At 59.7% G+C, this 17,873-nt stretch carries 15 protein-coding genes, 1 tRNA gene and 1 pseudogene; 12 read left to right on the top strand and 5 right to left on the bottom strand.

Translation table 11 applies throughout. The features are described 5' to 3' along the window. Positions 1–11 precede the first annotated feature (11 nt). Genes AABM55_RS07640 through AABM55_RS07630 form a run of 3 tightly spaced genes read left to right on the top strand, consistent with a single transcriptional unit; the run spans position 12 to position 3,332 of the window. Complete coding sequence (locus AABM55_RS07640) at positions 12–881, top strand: TauD/TfdA family dioxygenase (RefSeq protein ID WP_347929236.1); 870 nt, start codon at positions 12–14, stop codon at positions 879–881. Positions 882–889: 8 nt separating this feature from the next. After that, a complete protein-coding gene (locus AABM55_RS07635) occupies positions 890–2,014 on the top strand; it encodes an aminotransferase class III-fold pyridoxal phosphate-dependent enzyme (protein WP_347929235.1) in 1,125 nt (374 codons plus the stop codon). Further along, positions 2,004–3,332, top strand: a complete 1,329-nt coding sequence (locus AABM55_RS07630; RefSeq protein WP_347929234.1) for an aminotransferase class III-fold pyridoxal phosphate-dependent enzyme — start codon at positions 2,004–2,006, stop codon at positions 3,330–3,332. The genes AABM55_RS07635 and AABM55_RS07630 overlap by 11 nt, the downstream gene beginning before the upstream one ends. A gap of 175 nt (positions 3,333–3,507) precedes the next feature. On the opposite strand, the gene AABM55_RS07625 is transcribed toward AABM55_RS07630, so the two are convergent. Continuing rightward, entirely contained in the window at positions 3,508–4,122 is a 615-nt protein-coding gene (locus AABM55_RS07625; RefSeq protein WP_203226127.1) for a metalloregulator ArsR/SmtB family transcription factor, read from the bottom strand. A gap of 158 nt (positions 4,123–4,280) precedes the next feature. Here AABM55_RS07625 and AABM55_RS07620 point away from each other — a divergent pair, with 158 nt between their 5' ends. Then, entirely contained in the window at positions 4,281–5,699 is a 1,419-nt protein-coding gene (locus tag AABM55_RS07620) for an MFS transporter (protein WP_347929233.1), read from the top strand. A gap of 195 nt (positions 5,700–5,894) precedes the next feature. Here the strand turns inward: AABM55_RS07620 and AABM55_RS07615 are convergent, their stop codons facing one another. Then, entirely contained in the window at positions 5,895–7,340 is a 1,446-nt protein-coding gene (locus AABM55_RS07615) for a hypothetical protein (RefSeq protein ID WP_347929232.1), read from the bottom strand. A gap of 77 nt (positions 7,341–7,417) precedes the next feature. On the opposite strand from AABM55_RS07615, the gene AABM55_RS07610 reads away from it, so the two are divergent. Then, positions 7,418–7,660 carry a short-chain dehydrogenase gene (locus tag AABM55_RS07610; protein WP_347930003.1) on the top strand — a complete coding sequence of 81 codons (243 nt, stop codon included), beginning with the start codon at positions 7,418–7,420 and terminating at the stop codon, positions 7,658–7,660. Between the two features lie 107 nt (positions 7,661–7,767). On the opposite strand, the gene AABM55_RS07605 is transcribed toward AABM55_RS07610, so the two are convergent. Further along, positions 7,768–8,319 carry a hypothetical protein gene (locus AABM55_RS07605; protein WP_081013753.1) on the bottom strand — a complete coding sequence of 184 codons (552 nt, stop codon included), beginning with the start codon at positions 8,317–8,319 and terminating at the stop codon, positions 7,768–7,770. 252 nt (positions 8,320–8,571) lie between these two features. On the opposite strand from AABM55_RS07605, the pseudogene AABM55_RS07600 reads away from it, so the two are divergent. The 6 genes and pseudogenes from AABM55_RS07600 to AABM55_RS07575 all read left to right on the top strand — a co-directional run. Continuing rightward, positions 8,572–8,649, top strand: a pseudogene (locus AABM55_RS07600) (short-chain dehydrogenase); the annotation flags it as partial. A gap of 656 nt (positions 8,650–9,305) precedes the next feature. After that, on the top strand, positions 9,306–10,844 hold the full coding sequence (gene hutH / locus AABM55_RS07595) for a histidine ammonia-lyase (RefSeq protein WP_347929231.1): 1,539 nt from the start codon (positions 9,306–9,308) through the stop codon (positions 10,842–10,844). A 519-nt stretch (positions 10,845–11,363) separates the two neighbouring features. After that, positions 11,364–12,221 (top strand): transporter substrate-binding domain-containing protein, encoded by an 858-nt coding sequence (locus AABM55_RS07590; RefSeq protein WP_347929230.1) that lies wholly within the window; start codon positions 11,364–11,366, stop codon positions 12,219–12,221. A gap of 67 nt (positions 12,222–12,288) precedes the next feature. After that, on the top strand, positions 12,289–13,005 hold the full coding sequence (locus AABM55_RS07585; RefSeq protein WP_054596120.1) for an ABC transporter permease: 717 nt from the start codon (positions 12,289–12,291) through the stop codon (positions 13,003–13,005). 21 nt (positions 13,006–13,026) lie between these two features. After that, entirely contained in the window at positions 13,027–13,764 is a 738-nt protein-coding gene (locus tag AABM55_RS07580) for an ABC transporter permease (protein WP_054596119.1), read from the top strand. 18 nt (positions 13,765–13,782) lie between these two features. Beyond that, positions 13,783–14,574 carry an ABC transporter ATP-binding protein gene (locus AABM55_RS07575; RefSeq protein ID WP_054596118.1) on the top strand — a complete coding sequence of 264 codons (792 nt, stop codon included), beginning with the start codon at positions 13,783–13,785 and terminating at the stop codon, positions 14,572–14,574. A 103-nt stretch (positions 14,575–14,677) separates the two neighbouring features. Here the strand turns inward: AABM55_RS07575 and AABM55_RS07570 are convergent, their stop codons facing one another. Continuing rightward, complete coding sequence (locus AABM55_RS07570) at positions 14,678–16,231, bottom strand: PLP-dependent aminotransferase family protein (protein ID WP_347929229.1); 1,554 nt, start codon at positions 16,229–16,231, stop codon at positions 14,678–14,680. A 189-nt stretch (positions 16,232–16,420) separates the two neighbouring features. On the opposite strand from AABM55_RS07570, the gene AABM55_RS07565 reads away from it, so the two are divergent. After that, positions 16,421–17,638 (top strand): multidrug effflux MFS transporter, encoded by a 1,218-nt coding sequence (locus AABM55_RS07565; RefSeq protein ID WP_347929228.1) that lies wholly within the window; start codon positions 16,421–16,423, stop codon positions 17,636–17,638. Positions 17,639–17,723: 85 nt separating this feature from the next. On the opposite strand, the gene AABM55_RS07560 is transcribed toward AABM55_RS07565, so the two are convergent. Beyond that, positions 17,724–17,813, bottom strand: a tRNA-Ser gene (locus AABM55_RS07560). Positions 17,814–17,873 lie beyond the last annotated feature (60 nt).

The following is a 17,873-nucleotide window of genomic DNA, read 5'->3' as shown; positions in this document are numbered from 1 at the left end:
GGACTAGCGACATGACTCAATCTACTTATCAGGCGAGTGTCATCACCGATCGCGCGTATGCCTTGAGCGCCGACACTGCGGCGGTTTTCGAAGAGCTTTCGAACGCCGGCGTGATTATCTTCCGCAACTGCATCCAGTCGCTGGACGAGTTCGGTGCCTTCGTGAAAAAACACAGTTCGCGCCTGAGCCTGGACCCGGGTCGCGTGATCGCCAAAGGCGTCGCACAACTGGTCGACGCCGGCACCGATGCTGTAGGCCTGCACTGCGAAAACGGCAACGCGCCGATCTGGCCTGACCTGACCTGGTTCTTCTGCGAGATCGCCCCCACCAAAGGTTCGCAAACCACCTTGTGCGATGGGGTGAAGGTCTACCAGGAACTCAGCGAAGAGGCCCGTCAGCGCTTCGAGAGCAGCCGCATCCGCTACCGCCGCACGGTGACGGGCGAAAAGTGGCGCAAGATCGTCAGCTACTACAAACCGGAAATCCAGCAGCTGGAAGACGCCAGCTTCGAGCACCTGAGCGAGATCATCGGCCAGGACCCCAACACCCGGATGGAGTACAACCCAAGCACCGATTGCGTGGCCTACGCCTACAGTGTCCCGGCGTGCCAGACCTCCAGTTTCTGTGAGCACCCAGCCTTCGCCAACAGCATTCTCGGGCCGTCCTTCAACTACGAAAAACCGGTGATCGACTTCGAGAACGGCGAAGAGATTCCCGCCGACCTGCTGGCGGAAATCATCGCGGTCACCGAACGCAATACGCATACCGTGGGCTGGCAGGACCTGGACCTGGTGATGATCGACAACCGTCGGGTGATGCACGGCCGGCAAGCGATCATCGATGACCAGCGTCGCATTTTCAATGCGCTGAGCTATCGGTAATGGCCGCCATGACGAATCATCCAGAGCAAACCTGGGCCGTCGAAGGCCAGTACGAAAGCTTCATCGACAACCGCGGCCATCAACTGATTGACCTCAGTGGCGGGTTCGGCCTGCAAGTGCCCGAAGTGGTGCAGGCCGTGAGTCGGCAGGTCGATAAAATCGGCCTGTCCAACCGTGTCCTGCTGTCCGCGCCGTTGATCGAGTTGTGCAAGCAACTCAGCGAGTTCATGCCCGAAGGGCTGGAGAACTCGTACGTCTGCAACTCTGGCGACGAGGCGTTTGAAGGTGCGCTGAAACTCGCGCGTTCGCTCAACCCCCATCGGCGCACAGTGATCGCCGTGGGGGGCGTGGCGTACGGTTCATTGTCTTACGGGCGCTACCTGAGCGCCCCTGGGCTTTATCCGGAGTCCGGGGAGTTTCTGGGGATCAAGGTGGTGCACGTCGACTCGGTGCACGACCTGCCGGACATGGCGATCTGGCAGGACTGTTTTGCCCTGTGCTACGGCCCGTTGCGCACGGCCGCCAACGGGCTGCTGGAAGCGGTCGATCCGATGCTGATCGCCAGTCTGGAACGGATCGCCAACAGCCAGCGAATTGTGACCCTGTTCAATGACGTCGACACCTGCCTGGGCAGCGTCGGGCATCTGCTGTCGCAGAACCTGTCCGGTGCGCGCCCGGACATCGTCGTCCTGGGCAAAAGCCTGGGCGGCGGCTGCATCCCCATCGGCACCTACACCTGCAGTCATGCGCTGGCCTACAAGGCCTACGGCAAAGCCACACCGGCCAAACACGGGAGCACCACGGCGGGTAACCCGCCATCGTGCATCGCGGCACAGACTGCCCTGCGCTACGCGCAGGAACAGCGGCTGGACCAGCGCAGTCTCGACAACGGCAAGGCGCTGGCCAGCGAACTGGCCGACCTCAATGCAAGGGCCATCGGTGGCATCGTCAAAGTTCCGCTGGCCAGCACCGAGCAAGCCCTCGAGGCGCAACGGGCGCTGTACGCCGCCGGTGTGCATATTCGCCGGCCAAGCGGGCGCGAACTGCTCTTGCGTTGCCCATTGGTCGCGCGCACGGAGCGCGTGGTCGACGCCGCACACCTGATAAAAAGGACTTTGCAATATGCTGCTTAACCGCCTGGTGGATGACTGCTACAAACACTGGACGCCCTCGGCGGCCAAGCTTTATCGCATTGCCAATACCGGCATCGAACGCTCCGCCGAAGGGGCGATCGTTACCGACCATCGCGGCAAGCACTTCATCGATTGTGCGTGCAGCTATGGAATATTCCTGGTCGGTCACCAGAACCCTCAGGTCAAGTACGCCAGCCAGCGTCAGCTGAACCGGATGGCCTGGCAGCCCGAGGGGCTGACCCACAATTCGCAGCACCAACTGAGCGAGACCCTCAAGCGTCTGGCTCCCGGCGAGTGGGGCGATGTGCGCTACACCATGACCGGTGCCGAAGCCATCGAGCAAACCTTACGCTATGCGCTCAAACGGCAGTTGCCGCGCAAACGGATCGTGGTCATGCGCAATGCCTACCATGGCAAAACCCTGACCACTATGGCGATCCTCGGCCAGCAGTACCAAAGCAACCAGCATGGCCTGAACCGCGTGATGGTTGACTTCATTCCCTACGGCGACTTCGCCGCCCTGGAACACGCCATCACCGACCAGGTGGCGGCGGTCTACATCGAGCCGATCCTCGGCGGTGCCCACCTGACGTTGCCCGAAGCCGGCTACAACACGCGGATCCGCGAGTTGTGCAGCGCCCACGGCTGCCTGATGATCGCCGATGAAATCCAGACGGCGTTCGGTCGCTGCGGCAAATGGTTCGGCGTCGATTACGACAACGTGGTGCCTGACATCATGGTGCTGTCCAAGGGCTTGACTGGCGGCTACGCAGCCATCGCGGCGGTGATGTACAGCCGCGCCTTGATCGACCGGCAGCCACTCGACCCTCTTGAAGATCAGGTCTGCGGCCAGGGCGGTTTGCCCTATGCCTGCGAAACGGCCCTGGCCGCAATTCATGCGATTGAAGAAGGCCAACTGATCGAAAAATCCCAGGCTGCCAGCACACAGTTGTGTCAGGGATTGCAGCTACTGGCCGAAGCCTACCCGCAGATCATCAGCGACGCGCCAGCGATTGGCCTGATGACCGGTTTACGCCTCAAGGGCGCGGTGTGGGAAAACCTGATCAGCATGGAACTGAGCAAACGCGGGGTTCACTCAGGGCACTCGTTGAACGAAAAAGCCTCGGCGCCGGTGTTGCGTTTCTATCCACCGCTGACCATCAGCACCGCGCAAGTGAGCCAGGTCCTCAAGGCCCTGGAAGAATCCCTCGAGGCCGTCGCCAGCAAGCCGCGCTGGCTGCTCAAACTGATGACGCCGATCATCCGCAATCTCTACCGCATCCCCTACGCCATGACCCCACGGAGCGCAGACCGATGATTCGCGAGGACGATCTTTCCCGGTAGTTCGGCAAGCGCCTGGAGGCCGCCTTGCCAAAATGGCAGGCGGTGATCCCGCTCAGTAACCCTCCCCCACTGACATCGTTGCCGGGGTCATCCCCGGCAGCACGATCAGTTGGCCCTGGTGTGCCGCAAATGAGTATCTCGAGGGCACTTCAGACCGGAGTAATGCGGTAAGCACAACGGCGGGCATTCATCAGAATGTGCTCCACACGCTCAACCCTGGCTTGCAGAACCTGCTCGAACACATCCAGTTCGGCACGGCAGAAACCCTGACACGCGGTCGCCGCCGCGCAGATCGGACAATGGTTTTCGATCAGCACAAAGGCCCCATCCGGTTGCTCACTCCACTCGGCCATGTAGCCCTCGCGGGCCCGCAGGGCCGCGAGGCGCTTGACCCGTTCCTGAAGGGTCTCGGCACTGGCCAGCTCTTGCAGGTACAAGGTGCGACTCTGCTGCTCGCGAACGTCGATCAGACGATCGATGGCCTCGGGCCCGAAGGTCTCGCGCACGGTCTGCAAGAGCTGCACGGTCAGCTCCGAATGGGTATCGGGAAACCGCGCATGGCCGGCCGCCGTCAGACGCCAGACCTGCGACGGGCGCCCGACGCCTCGGGCCTCGGACTGAGCCTCCACCAGGCCACTGGCGGCCAGTTTGACGAACTGCTGGCGCGCCGCTTCCCCCGTGGTGCCCATCGCGCGTCCGGCATCGGCCGCCAGTTGCGGGCCGCGGGTCTTGAGCATGTGAAGCAGTCGGTCGGCAGCCGACATCGACACGTCATCCTGGTTTTCCAAGTGTTTACTTGACAAACAACAGCCCTCGCAGCTTCAATATTTAAAGAATTAACTTGGTAAATCTAACCCAAGCCTTGAAAGCAGGCAATTGACTCTCGCAATCCGCCGGGTCGCGAGTCACAGCAGGAGGTTGTATGTCTACACAAGGAAGCAGCTGGAGCGATTTACTCTCCGGAAAAAACGCCGCGCGATCCATCGCACTGTCAGGAGGCGTTACGCTGCACGCGATCAATATCTACATCGCTACGACTATCCTGCCCTCCGTGGTCAAGGAAATCGGCGGGCTCGACCTGTACGCCTGGAACACCACACTGTTCGTCGTCGCATCCATCCTCGGCTCCGCGCTCACGGCCAAAATCCTGCAACGCACAGGGCCACGCGTTTCCTATGCGATAGCCTCGTTATTTTTCCTCGCTGGCAGCCTCATTTGTGCCCTGGCACCGAGCATGCCAGTGATGTTGGTCGGTCGCGCGGTGCAAGGCCTGGGCGGCGGCTTGATGTTCGCCCTGTGCTACTCGATGATTCAGCTGGTGTTCGAAGAGCGCCTCTGGCCCCGGGCCATGGCCCTGGTCTCGGGCATGTGGGGGATCGCCACGCTGATCGGCCCGGCCATCGGCGGCATCTTTGCGGAAATGGATGCCTGGCGTTTAGCCTTTGGCACGCTGGTGCCGGTGACGCTGGCGTACATCCTGCTGACCAGCAGCGTATTGCCCAAACGTGACATGAATCAACCGCCCGTGGGCCGCTTGCCCTTGCTGCAACTGTTCCTGCTGGCTGCGGCGGTGCTCTCGGTATGCATCGGCAGCGCTTCGTCGCTTCCGACCTGGAACCTGCTGGGCATAGGCCTCTGCCTGCTGCTGGTGTTCTTCCTGGTTCGTCATGAATCCAGCACCCTGACACGCCTGCTGCCCAAGGATGCCTTGCGGCTCAACACCCCACTCTGTGCGCTGTACGCGACCATGGGGTTGTTGGTGGTTGGCATGACCAGCGAAATCTTCGTGCCGTACTTCCTGCAAACCCTGCACGGGCAGACGCCGCTGATTTCCGGCTACCTGGCGGCCCTCATGGCGGCTGGCTGGACGCTGTCCGAAGTGATGAGCTCCGGCTGGCGCGAGCGTGGCGTGCGCCGCGCAATCATCAGTGGCCCGGTGTTCGTACTGGTCGGACTGATCATCCTGGCCGTCGCCATACCGTTCGACAGTGGTGGAGACTGGGCGCTGCTCACCCCGATCTGCATTGCCTTGACCCTGGTGGGATTCGGCATCGGTATCGGCTGGCCACACCTGCTGACCCGAGTCCTGCAAGTGGCCTCGGCCGAAGACCAGGACTCGGCGGCTTCATCCATCACCACCGTACAACTGTTCGCCACCGCACTCGGCGCGGCACTGGCCGGGATGATCGCCAACATGGCCGGACTCAACGACCCGAGCAACATGCAAGGCACTGCCAACGCCGCACGCTGGCTGTTTGCGCTGTTTACCATTGCACCGATTCTGGCGCTGGTGACTGCGGTGCGGTCGGCGCGGATTCGGCCGGGGCTTGCAGCGGTTTGAATCGGGTCGCGCTTCAATAAAAAACCCGGCATTACCCGCCATTCTGTTCACTTAAGCCGGAGACCAGAGCTTTTTTATTTCAAACTCTACGGTGAAAACCAAGTAAAACGCCGCTTTCTCATGTCGAGACAAGCGGCGTTTTCATCATTCGCCATCACCAACACTGGATGTCATGGCGTCATGCTTCCGGGCTTATCAGCGCACCGACTCGATGCGCCACTTCCACAGACCTACCGGACTGTTCTCGAGAACATGAACGAACTGTCCATAGTCGGCGAGGTACCAGGACAGATCGGTCCAATCCAGCCCGCGGGCTTTCATCTTGGTGCAATTGAGGAGCTTGGCCGAGCCCAGCAGAGTCGGATGCAAGGCGCTGGCAGGTTGTTCGCGGACGATCTGGCAGGTCACAGTCCTGGGTTCACTGGTCTTGTGCGAAGGGCTGCCGTCAGCGTTGGCAGGCTCTGCCCGGGTTTCGATATAGCTGACCTGGGTCTTGAGCGGCAAGTTGCGCCAGTCACCCTGAAAGCTCAGGTCGACCAGGGGCCGCGAATCCGCCACTTCCTTGCCGGTTTCTTTGTCGATGTTGTGGCTGGCCAGATCGAACAAGCCACGGAAGGTCAGGTTGATCGCAGGCGGGAGCACAAAGTCCACTGGCTGCACCAGAGTTTGCCCCGAGGCGCTGTCGGTGCTGATGAAGACCTCCTTGGAGAAGTCGCCAAGTTTAGCCCCGTTAAACATCACCATGTCATAGCGATATCCCAGGTGGCGCAGGGGCCTGGCCGGCGTGGGCAGGTCCAAGGCCTGGATGGCCGCTACGACTGACGGTGCAACCGTCGGCGTGCTGATGACCGGCGGCAAGGTTTGGCGTGCGTTGAAGACAGGCAACCTGGCCAGCTCCGCTTGCGGCAGGCAAGCGGTCTTGAACACGCGTTGCCGGTCGGCCGAAGCCTGCATCAGCGGTTGCGGCACAGCCTGCCTTTCGACTTTGCCGCTGGAGACTTCGTGCGAGCCATCGATCATGAACTGGCTTAGTGCAGTGACCGTTTGCTGCTTGCAGTCCAAGGCCAGTCGCTCCTGGCTCTGAGCTATCAGCGCGGCTCCGTCGCTGGCAATAAGGTAGTGCCGATAATCGCGGCCGGCCCAGACATACAGTAGTCCGCCTTCCTGTTGCAGGCTATTGCGGTCAAGCATCAGCCAATCCTGATCCTCGGCTAATTCCAGCATCCGCCAATCGGGCGTGGGACGTTGTGTGCATACCTGTTGCAACTGCGCACTGTGCTGCAACTGCTGACTTTGCTCCGCCGGCAAAGCAGTGCTGGTCATTGGCTGGTCGGTAAACGCGCTCAAACCGTTACGGGTGGGATAGAACATGCTGTTCGGACCCTGCTTGCAGGACGCATTGAACCTGGCATAGATCGCAGTGTTGCCCACTCGCGTGACCAAGTAGGTCACCTTGTCGCCTTCGCGCACAATGGAGTGCTCCAGGACGGGCAACGTGAGGGCCTCATTGAAGACGGCCAGGCCCGGGTGCACCTTGGGTTCCTGCGGGATCGGCCTGGAGCTGCAACCGGTCAGACTCAGGGCCAGCAGCGAGAAGCCCAACACAACCGGGTGGCGGAAAAAGGTAGAGCTGGCGTCCATGCGGATACGGTCCTTGAAAATTAGGGGCGGGTGAAAGATAAAAATCTTGTTGATAGTTCGGCACATTTTTTTCGCCCATCACCGATGGGTATCTGAAATTGCACGTACTGCTCGACACGGCCGGTTATCGAATCCGGGCCGTTACGCAGATTCTGGAAAATCTCGCGATGCGCGGCGGCATCACCACCGACTCAGTGATCCTCAGCGACTTCGCGCAGCTCTGCTGCATTCCTCTACGCGATGGCTGCGACTTGCTCGATGTGATTGCACGACGTCTGGATGCGCAGCCGTCGCCCGCAAGCGAACGCGCCAAGCAATAACCTCAAAAAAGAAAAAGCCCCCCCTAACTTTTCAGCTACGGGGGCTTTTTATAGGTATGGCGCAGAGATAGGGATTCGCCCCCAAAATAACGGGGACAAATGCTTTCTTACTGGGCCAGCGACACCTGACCAGCGCCGAGCTTCAACCCGGCCAGGCGCTTGAGCAGTTCATTGATGTTCTCCCGTGCCGAGCCTTCGTTCGCCAGTCGCAGGCGTTTCACACCGAAGAACGAGTCGCCGACGCCGGCGGTGAAGGGAGCCTTGACCTTGTCGGTCCAGATCACCCGGCCCGTGGCATTCTCTACCAGGCTGTATTCAACCATCGAAGTGACGGTGAAGTTCAGGCCGATCAGCGGCTGGTCGAGGCTTACCAGATTGGCGCGCAGGGCGTAGTTTGCCTTGCTGTTCTTACCCAGCAGGCCAGCGTTGCTCAACGATTGCTCGAGCGCCGAACGGAAGTCCGCGCTTTCGATCTGCGAAGTCCACAGCGGGTTGGTCGTGCTGCCGCCGCCGACACTGTCGACTTTCATGTTGTCGCGAAGCGCAACGTCATAGGTTTGTGCTTGCGCGGGATTGACCTGCATATTCTCGACCTTGGCTGATGAAGCACAGCCAGTGAGAACAAGGGCAAACAGGGAGATAGAAAGCAAACGGAGCATGGTCGATCCTTGATGTCCAAAAAGGGGCGAGTAACGGTAAACGTCGTATCAGGGTCTGCGAATGAAGGCCGGAGTGTCGGCGACTGTCCCTGAAAACGCGAGGAGGATAATAGAGTTGAGTTAATGGCTCAATGATATCATCACAAGAAATGCGCCTTGGAAGGGAAGCGGTCAATGAAAGGGGGGATATTTTCAGCGCTCGCTTATCCAACGCCAAAATACTCGATACTTTTTCCAAGAGCTTGAACCCGGGCCTTTACGCAGATTCTGGAAAACCTCGCGATGCGTGGCGACATCACCATCGACTCGGTGATCCTCAGCGACTTCGCGTAGCGGTGCTGCATTCCTCTGCGCAACGGCTGCGATTGACTCGATGTGATTGCTCGACGGGGACACCTTCCAGCTCAAACCATTCAGTCCCAAAGAGGGGGGGTGAATCAAATTTCAGCTCTGGTTTGCAGCCGTTTCCTAAGCACACCCAATTGTTACCGAACGTCCCGGCGCGACGTAACTCCACGCTCAAGTAACAGCCGGCACGCCTTCGCAAAACCTTCCGAAAAAATCGCCTCCGGCCAAACCCTTGCCCCAAAAGCGTTCCAGTTAAACCCTGTGCTTTATTGAACAGCGATCCAACAAGTTGGCCGCCTGATTGCATATTCTTGTATGTACAAGTAAACGTGTGTGCACAAGAGTCGGGGGAACCTCTTCACCTCCACCGCCTTGCTTGTAGAGCAAGGCCGCGCACAACAAAGACGTGTGCATCGGCAACCGCGTCGTGATTCTCAAGGACGGCCGGTTGATTCAGATTGGTGCGCCGAAAGGGATCCTTGACTCGTCTGCTGACGAATAGGTTGATCGCTTCGTTCAGCGTCCTGCCGCACCTGCTTGAAATGAGCTTTTCCGGACGACGTGTATCCAATGTGGCCAGGGGCCGAATCCTCTGGCCACAGGTGTAACTCGACAACAACCCTTGCGTGAGGCTTCACATGTCACAGGCTAAAAAAATTGTTATCGCCGATGCGCCGTTGCGTTGGCAGGATGTGGTCGCAGTTGCCCGGCACGGTGCTGTGCTTGAATTGTCGGCTCAAACCTGGGCACGGATCGACAATGCCCAGGCCATCGTCCAGCACATCGTCGTCAGCGGCGAGCGCGCGTATGGCGTCAATACCGGTTTGGGCGCGCTCTGCAATGTCTCGCTGCAAGGCGAACAACTGAGCCAACTGTCGCGCAATACATTGCTTAGCCACGCGTGTGGCGTCGGTGCATCACTGACCGATGAGCAGACGCGGTCGATCATGTGCGCGGCGATCATAAATTACAGCCACGGCAAATCCGGTCTGCATCGGCAAGTGGTCGAAGCGCTATTGGCCTTGCTCAATCGCGGGATTACCCCACAAGTACCGTCCCAGGGTTCGGTCGGCTACCTGACTCACATGGCGCATATCGGCATCAGTCTGCTGGGGGTCGGCCAGGTCAGTTATCGCGGGCAGATCGTCCCTGCGCAGCAAGCTTTGGCTGAAGAAGGCTTGAAGCCGGTGCAGTTGGGCGCAAAAGACGGGCTGTGCCTGGTCAACGGTACGCCGTGCATGACCGGCCTGAGCTGCCTCGCCCTCGCCGATGCAACCCGCTTGATCCAGTGGGCAGACGTGATCGGTGCCATGAGCTTCGAAGCCCTGCGCGGTCAGATCGACGCATTCGACGCTGAAATCATCGCCCTCAAGCCACATCCGGGCATGCAGCAAGTCGGCATCAACTTGCGCGGCCTGCTCGATGGCAGTGAAGTAATTGCCAGCAGCAAGGGCATTCGTACTCAAGATGCACTGAGCATCCGTTCGATCCCGCAAGTACATGGTGCGGCCCGTGATCAACTTGACCACGCGACCCGGCAGATCGAAACCGAACTCAACTCCGCCACCGACAACCCCCTGCTTCTGGGTACACCGGATAACTACCGGGTGATGTCTCAGGCCAACCCGCACGGCCAGTCGGTGGCCTTGGCTGCCGACTTGCTGGCGATCGCCATGGCGGAGATCGGCTCGATCGCCGAGCGTCGCCTGGACCGTTTGATCAACCCGCACGTCAGTGGCTTGCCGGCATTTCTGGTGAGCAACCCTGGGGTTAACTCTGGAATGATGATCGTCCAGTACGTTGCCGCTTCCTTGTGTGCGGAAAATCGTCAGCTGGCGCAACCGGCGGTGCTCGACAATTACGTCACATCGGGTCTGCAGGAAGACCACCTGAGCATGGGCACCAACGCTGCACTGAAGCTGCATCGGGCGCTGGAAAACTGCACGCAGATCCTCGCTATCGAGTATCTGCTGGCGGCCCAGGCCTTCGAATTTCTCAAGGCCGACTTTCTCAAGGGGCCATGCTTCGGTGCAGGCACGGAGGTCGCTTGGCGACTGCTGCGCGAGCGCGTTCCGGCCTACGACCAGGACCGCTGGCTGGCGCCAGATATCGCCAGTGCAGCAAGCGTGTTGAAAGATCCGCAATTGCTGCAAACCGCGTTACCGAGCCTGCACTAAAATCGATTCCCAAGCAGCGTGCCAAGCCGCAGCCATTCATAAGTGGCTGCGGCGGATAATCGCCACCAAAGCACTCACCCAATCGTTCCCCATCGCGCACCAACATCTCTCAATTTGTTACCGAGCGCCCCGGCATAGCGCAATTCCACACTCAAGTAACGACCGTCACACCTTCGCAAAGTCTCTCAAAAAAAATTGCCTCCCGCCAAACCCTTGTCCCAAAGCCATTCCCACCAAACCTGAGCTTTATAGAAAAGCGATCCAATAAGTTGGCCGCTTGATTGCATAGCCTTGTATGTACAAGTAAGTATGTGTGCGTAAGAGTCACGAGAACCTCTTTGCCTCTCCACTATTTCACTTGTAGCGCAATGCCGTGCACAGGCTTGCTCGCCCGCTGCCTGGCTGGTTTTTACTGCTTTGTATGGTATGCACAAAAATAGTTGTGCATACCCGCACAGGAGATTCGGCCTGAGCCGGATCAGATCGCAACACTCCATTGATTAGGCAGGAATTATCAAGATGTCGAAGAAATCAAGCTGGTTGGGTTCTGTAGCGCTCAGTGCAATGGTTCTCGCCTGTGCTCCGGCACTGCAGGCCAAAGAATGGACTTCGGTGAATATTGCAACAGAGGGCGCCTATGAGCCCTGGAACGTGACTCTGCCAGGCGGAAAAATTGGCGGCTTCGAACCGGAGCTGATGGATATCATCTGTCCGCGCATGAAGCTCAAGTGCAACATTGTCGTACAGAACTGGGACGGGATGATCGCCAGCCTCAATGCCGGTAAATTCGACATGCTGATGGACGCCATTGTCATCAACGAAGAGCGCCAAAAGGTAATGGCCTTTTCGATTCCCTACGCCCAGACACCTGCCAGTTTCGTTGCGCTGAAAGCCGATCTGTTGCCGGGCAAAACCGGTGCCGAAGCCGCCATCACACTGGGTACCGACGCCAAGGAAGTACGCGCCGGCGTTGAAGAGCTGCGCAAGGCACTCAAGGGCAAGACCATTGGTATCGCCTCCGGCACCATTTACACGTCATTCATTGATCAGAACTTCAAGGATGTGGCGACCATTCGTGAATACGGCAGCTCGGCCGAAGCCATTCTCGACCTGCTGGCCGGCCGCATTGACGTCGCATTCGATGACGTGACCTTTTTCAATTCGGTGATGGACAAGCCGGAGAACAAACCGCTGGCCTTTACCGGCCCGGTCATCAAAGGCTCGATCTGGGGTGAAGGGGAAGCTCTAGGCTTCCGCCAGACAGACCCTGAGCTCAAAGCCAAGTTCGACGCAGCTCTCAAGGAAGCCATGGCTGACGGCACGATCAAGACACTTAGCGAGAAGTGGTTCAAAGTAGACCTCACACCTAAGTCTTGACCCCTGAATTGCCCGGCACCGTTAAGGCTGCCGGGCTGCTTAAACCTTCTCAAGAATGGGAGCCTCTATGAACCTCTTGCAGCTACTCAGTTTTGGTGACTCAGGCTGGGGAATGGCGCTGCTCAAGGCAGCGGGCATGACCGTGATATTGACCCTGGCAGCGCTGCTGGTGGGTGCGGTATTTGGCAGCCTGGTCGCGGCTGCCAAGCTATCCCGTCGACGCAGTTTGCGCTGGCTGGGGGATCTGTATTCGATACTGTTCAGGGGGATCCCCGAGTTGCTGGTGATCTACCTGTTCTACTTTGGCGGAGCCAGTGTGGTGACGGCGGTTGGCCACTGGTTCGGGGGTGAAGGCTACATCGACGTGCCACCTTTTCTGGTCGGCGCGTTGGCAGTCGGGCTGATTTCCGGCTCCTATCAGGCTGAAGTCTACCGTGGCGCTTTTCTCGCGGTATCGCGAGGCGAACTGGAAGCCGGCCTGGCCATAGGCATGTCCCGCGCGATGCGCTTCAAACGGATTCTGGTCCCCCAGGTGCTGCGATTTGCGCTGCCCGGCCTGGGAAATGTCTGGCAAATGAGCCTGAAAGACTCGGCGCTGATTTCGGTCATCGGCCTGGTGGAATTGATGCGTGCCAGCCAGGTTGCGGCCGGTTCCACTCGTCAATATTTCACGTTCTACATCATCGGGGGCGCCGTGTACCTCATTCTAACCGGCTTGTCCGGTCGGCTTTTCAATATGGCTGAGGCTCGTGTGCGTCGCACGCGGCAGCGCAGTCCAGTCTAGTTCGAGTCGGGAGCGCTACGTATGATCGATTTTCCGTTCCTCGCTGACACCATGCTCAAGCTTTTGGCAGCGCTGCCCACAACGCTGACGCTGTTTTTCAGCTCATTGGTGATCGGCCTTACCCTGTCTGTCGGCATTGTCAGCCTGCGGGTCAGCCGCTGGTGGTTTTTCAGCTATCCGGCGCGGTTCTACATCATGTTGTTTCGCGGTACGCCGCTGCTGATTCAAATGTTCCTGATTTACTACGGGCTGGGCCAGTTCCCGGCCATTCGCGATAGCTTCGCCTGGGTACTGCTCAAATCGCCCTATGGCTGCGCGGTGCTTTCACTGGCCTTGTGTACCGCCGGTTACACCGCCGAAATTATTCGCGGTGGGCTGCTTAGCGTGCCACAAGGGCAAATCGAGGCGGGCAAGGCCGTGGGCATGTCGCCTTGGGAACTGCTACTCCGGATCATTGCTCCGGTCACCCTGCGCCAGGCCCTGCCGGCCTACTCCACGGAAGCCATTTTGCTGGTCAAGTCCACGGCTCTGGCTAGCCTGGTGACTGTGTGGGACGTCACTGGCGTCGCGCAGCAGATCATCCAGCGTACCTATCGCACGATGGAAGTGTTCATTTGCGCAGCCCTGATCTATCTGGTGCTGAATTTCCTGGTCGTCCGCGCTGTCGCCTGGCTCGAGTATCGCCTCTCGCCGCACTTGCGTGAGCGGCCAGTTGACGCCATCAAAAAAGCCAGCCCCTCGCTGCCTTCCCATTCCTGATTTGATACGGAGCATGCCATGAGCACTCAGCCCGCTTCAGCCTTGTCGGTAACTAACATTCAGAAGTCCTTCGGCAGCGCACATGTCCTCAAAGGCATTTCCCTGGAAGCCCACAAGGGCGACGTGATCTCGATCCTCGGTGCAAGTGGATCAGGTAAAAGTACCTTCCTGCGTTGCATCAACCTCCTGGAAACACCCGATCAAGGCATCATCAGCGTCAATGGTGAAGTGATCGAAATGAAGCAGCATGCCGACGGCCGCCAGACACCGAGCAACAGCCGCCAGGTCGAGCGCATGCGCAGCTGCCTGGGTATGGTGTTCCAGAGCTTCAACCTCTGGTCGCACATGACGGTGCTGCAAAACGTCATCGAAGGCCCGATGCGGGTTCTCAAACGTTCCCGTGCCGAATGCGTTGAGGAAGCAGAAGCCCTGCTGCACAAGGTCGGCCTGTACGATCGCCGCGACTATTACCCGGCGCACCTGTCCGGTGGCCAGCAGCAACGCGTAGCGATAGCCCGCGCACTGGCAATGAATCCACAGGTCATGTTGTTCGACGAACCAACCTCGGCACTTGACCCTGAACTGGTTGGAGAGGTGTTGCGCGTAATGCGCTCTCTGGCTGAAGAAGGCCGCACCATGCTGGTGGTCACGCACGAAATGGGCTTTGCCCGACACGTGTCAAATCGGGTGGTGTTCATGCATGGCGGCCTCATCGATGTGCAGGGTACACCGACGGAACTATTCGAAGGCTTGCCCACCGAACGCTTTCGGCAATTCGTCTCCAGCCATCATGAGAGAAGCGCCGAATAAGCACGGCCCGCGGAGCGCGCGCCAAGCCATAAACCCAAAAACGAAAAAGCCCCGTAGCGTGTTCAGCTACGGGGCTTTCATGTATTGCGTACAGCCTGATATGTCATACGCCGAAGCGCTGGAAGTCTTCAGTAGCGCGCCGGCAGCCAGAATCGACGACGCCTGAGCCTGATGCGAGAAGAACCGCCTGCCCGGCCAGCAACTGTCCGAGCTTGCGGCCACTAAAGCGGATCTGCGACAGGCTCAGGGCCGTGAACCCGATCATCACCGCCGCCGGCCGTCGCACCTCCTGACAGAATTCGCTGACTGGTTGCAAGGCCAGTCCGATGGCGCTGGCACGGCGACAGAAGTCGGATTCGTCGCTGCCCGCCAGCAATTCCAGGACGAAGTGCAGACCGGCATGTTGCCCGGAAACCGAATAACCTCCCGACGCCTGTTCCGCCAGACAGGCCAGCAGCGCGTCACGGCGTTCCTGATAGGCCTGGCGCGCCGAACGCAGGTAGCGCACGAACGCCCCGCTCCTCATGTATTCCGCCAGCGCCGCCTGCTCGGTGACCCCAACGGAGCGGCCGGTGGTCTGCAGGGTCGCCAGCAGGCGATTGCGCAACGCCCCGGGAACCAGCATGAAACCGACGCGCAGCCCGGCGAACAAGGTCTTGTTGAAGCTGCCGCAGTAGATCACCCGGTCATCGCGGTCCAGGGACTTGAGGGCTGCCAGTGGCGCGCTGTTGTAGTTGAATTCGCTGTCGTAGTCGTCCTCCACCACCCAGGCATCGGTCCGGCTGGCCCAGTCCAGCAGGGCCAGGCGCCGCGACACCGAGAGGGTCACCCCGAGCGGCGACTGGTGCGCGGGCGTGACATAAACCAACCGGGCATCGCCGTGCTCGCGCAGTGCCCCATCGTCGATACCATCTTCGAGGACCGGGATATACACCAGCCGCGCTCCAGCCATGGAAAAGATCCTTTTCGCCGACAGGTAACCCGGATCTTCGACACACACCTTGTCACCCTGCGTCACCACGCTGCGGGCCACCAGGTCCAGGGAGTGGCGAATGCCCGTGGTCACGATCAGGTCATCAGGCTTGCAGCGGATGCCACGGTACTTGGCCAGGTAATCGGCAATCTGTTCGCGCAGGGCCAGCATGCCGCCGGGGTCTGGCGAACAGAGCAACTGCGCCGAGGCCTCGGCCATGGCCTTGGCAACCGCCCGCGACCACACGCGAATGGGGAACAGCGCCGGGTCCGCCAGGCGCGCCACGAAAGGCTGCCCTACCCTGACCGCGATCTCCAGCGCCGGCGGCGGTGCTGCTGGCGTCTGCTGCTCCCGTGCCTGGAGAGCCGCCCGGGCCTGCGGCGCGCGAATAAAGAGATCGGGCACCACCGCACTGACCCGAGTCCCCGAGCCCGACACCCGGGTCACATAACCTTCGCTGCGCAAGCGGTCGAAGACCATTTCCACGGTCCCCCGGGACAGCGACCAGCGCTGCGCCAGGGTTCGCGTAGAAGGCAACTGGCTACCGGCGGGCAGGAGTTTTTCCAGGATCGCGCCGCGCAATGCCTCATAGGCGCTTTCCTGTTTGGTCAACACCCGGCTGCCATCGCTCAGGCTACCGGGCTGGGGCAGATCCAGGGGAACGGAAACCTTTCCTCGGCTCATAGTGGTCCAGTCGAAATACTAATTAATGGCTCTCGGAATTAAACCACAAAGCGCTTAACGTCACGGTCCTGTAACGGATACCCAAGAACGCAATGGCTTCTACACCCTCCCCGAATTCACCCTCGCAACCATTGGCGGCCCGAGCCTGACTTGCCACTGGATGTCATGCTCGCCCCTACGGAATAACCCATGCCTGTAAAATCTAACCTGGCGCCCTGGATCTGGTCGGCGTTGTTGCTGGTGGTCGTCTGCCTGCCACGCGTCACCATCGACATCTACCTGCCCTCATTGCCGGCGATGGCCGATGCCCTGCGTGCCAGCGATGCCCAACTGCAACTGACCCTCACCCTGTACATGGTCGGGTACGCCTTTTCGATGTTGATTGGCGGCCCGCTCTGCGATCATTTTGGTCGGCGGCCAGTGCTGATCGGCGGCACGGCGCTGTACCTGATGGCAACCCTGATGTGCGCGCTCGCCCGCGATGTCGAGGTGCTGATCGTCGCCCGGATGCTCCAGGCCCTCGGTGGCTGCTGCGGCACGGTGATCGGCAGGGTCATGGTCCGCGACCGTTTCGACCGCCATGAACAGACCCGCCTGCTCAGCCGGATCTCCATGGGCATGGCCATTTCGCCGATGGTGGCCCCGATGATCGGCAGCCTTATCGAAACCGCCTTCGGCTGGCGTGGAGTGTTTGCCATCCTGAGCGTGATTGCTGCGCTAACGCTGACCCTGATCAGCCTGCTGCTGCCGGAAACCCGTCCGTCCGCCCAGCCCGATACGCGCCAGCAAAGCACCCTGCGAATTTACGCGCGGCTGCTGCGCGATCGCTATTTCCTGCGCTACTCCCTGGCCATAGGTTGCGTGTACTGCACCTATTTTCCGTTTATCGCCGAGTCCTCGACCCTGCTGCAACGCACCCTGCGCCTGTCCTCAATGGAATATGCCCAAGTGTTCGCCGTCACCGTGGCCGGTTATGTGCTGGGCTCCAATCTGTTCCGCCGCCTGTCCGTCAGACACGATGCCGATACTCTGATCAGCTACGCCATCGCCCTGAATCTGGTGGGCTCGTTGCTACTGACCATGGCCACCCGGCTCTGGCCCGAGGCGCTGCTGTCGATCGTCTGCCCGATGCTGCTGATCATGCTCTCGGTGGGTATCGCCATCCCCGCCTGCCAACTGGCGGTACTGCAACCCTTCTCGGCCATAGCCGGCACCGCTTCAGGGCTGTTTTTCTTTATCCAGATGGCCATGACCGCGGTGTGCGGCTTCGTCATCGGCAAACTCTCGGATGGCAGCGTCTACCCGATGATGATCATGACCTCGATCTACAGCATCAGCTTCTGCCTGGTCTGGCTGCTGTTCAAAACAGAGACTGCCCCGCAGGAAGAGGCGCTGGGCGAACGCTGAAGCGGCGCTGGACATGTGGCAAACAAAACGCCAGAAACGAAAAAGCCCCCGTAACTTTTCAGCTACGGGGGCTTTTTCTATGTAATGGCGGAGAGATAGGGATTCGAACCCTAGGTACCGGTGAAGGTACAACGGATTTCGAATCCGTCCCATTCGGCCACTCTGGCATCTCTCCAACGGCGCGCATCATAACAGCACATTCAGCGGAAGCGAACCCCCTGAGTGAAATTTTTTC

The sequence above is a fragment of the Pseudomonas helvetica genome, from assembly GCF_039908645.1.
Classification (GTDB): Bacteria; Pseudomonadota; Gammaproteobacteria; order Pseudomonadales; family Pseudomonadaceae; genus Aquipseudomonas; species Aquipseudomonas helvetica.
The sequence above is the reverse complement of the archived record's forward strand: the minus strand, read 5'-3'. Positions and strand labels throughout refer to the sequence as shown.

Bases quoted from the DNA above. Each gene is read 5' to 3' on its own strand.
- AABM55_RS07640 (WP_347929236.1), top strand. From the start codon at position 12: ATGACTCAATCTACTTATCAGGCGAGTGTCATCACCGATCGCGCGTAT.
- AABM55_RS07635 (WP_347929235.1), top strand. From the start codon at position 890: ATGACGAATCATCCAGAGCAAACCTGGGCCGTCGAAGGCCAGTACGAA.
- AABM55_RS07630 (WP_347929234.1), top strand. From the start codon at position 2,004: ATGCTGCTTAACCGCCTGGTGGATGACTGCTACAAACACTGGACGCCC.
- AABM55_RS07625 (WP_203226127.1), bottom strand. From the start codon at position 4,122: ATGTCGGCTGCCGACCGACTGCTTCACATGCTCAAGACCCGCGGCCCG.
- AABM55_RS07620 (WP_347929233.1), top strand. From the start codon at position 4,281: ATGTCTACACAAGGAAGCAGCTGGAGCGATTTACTCTCCGGAAAAAAC.
- AABM55_RS07615 (WP_347929232.1), bottom strand. From the start codon at position 7,340: ATGGACGCCAGCTCTACCTTTTTCCGCCACCCGGTTGTGTTGGGCTTC.
- AABM55_RS07605 (WP_081013753.1), bottom strand. From the start codon at position 8,319: ATGCTCCGTTTGCTTTCTATCTCCCTGTTTGCCCTTGTTCTCACTGGC.
- hutH (WP_347929231.1), top strand. From the start codon at position 9,306: ATGTCACAGGCTAAAAAAATTGTTATCGCCGATGCGCCGTTGCGTTGG.
- AABM55_RS07590 (WP_347929230.1), top strand. From the start codon at position 11,364: ATGTCGAAGAAATCAAGCTGGTTGGGTTCTGTAGCGCTCAGTGCAATG.
- AABM55_RS07585 (WP_054596120.1), top strand. From the start codon at position 12,289: ATGAACCTCTTGCAGCTACTCAGTTTTGGTGACTCAGGCTGGGGAATG.
- AABM55_RS07580 (WP_054596119.1), top strand. From the start codon at position 13,027: ATGATCGATTTTCCGTTCCTCGCTGACACCATGCTCAAGCTTTTGGCA.
- AABM55_RS07575 (WP_054596118.1), top strand. From the start codon at position 13,783: ATGAGCACTCAGCCCGCTTCAGCCTTGTCGGTAACTAACATTCAGAAG.
- AABM55_RS07570 (WP_347929229.1), bottom strand. From the start codon at position 16,231: ATGAGCCGAGGAAAGGTTTCCGTTCCCCTGGATCTGCCCCAGCCCGGT.
- AABM55_RS07565 (WP_347929228.1), top strand. From the start codon at position 16,421: ATGCCTGTAAAATCTAACCTGGCGCCCTGGATCTGGTCGGCGTTGTTG.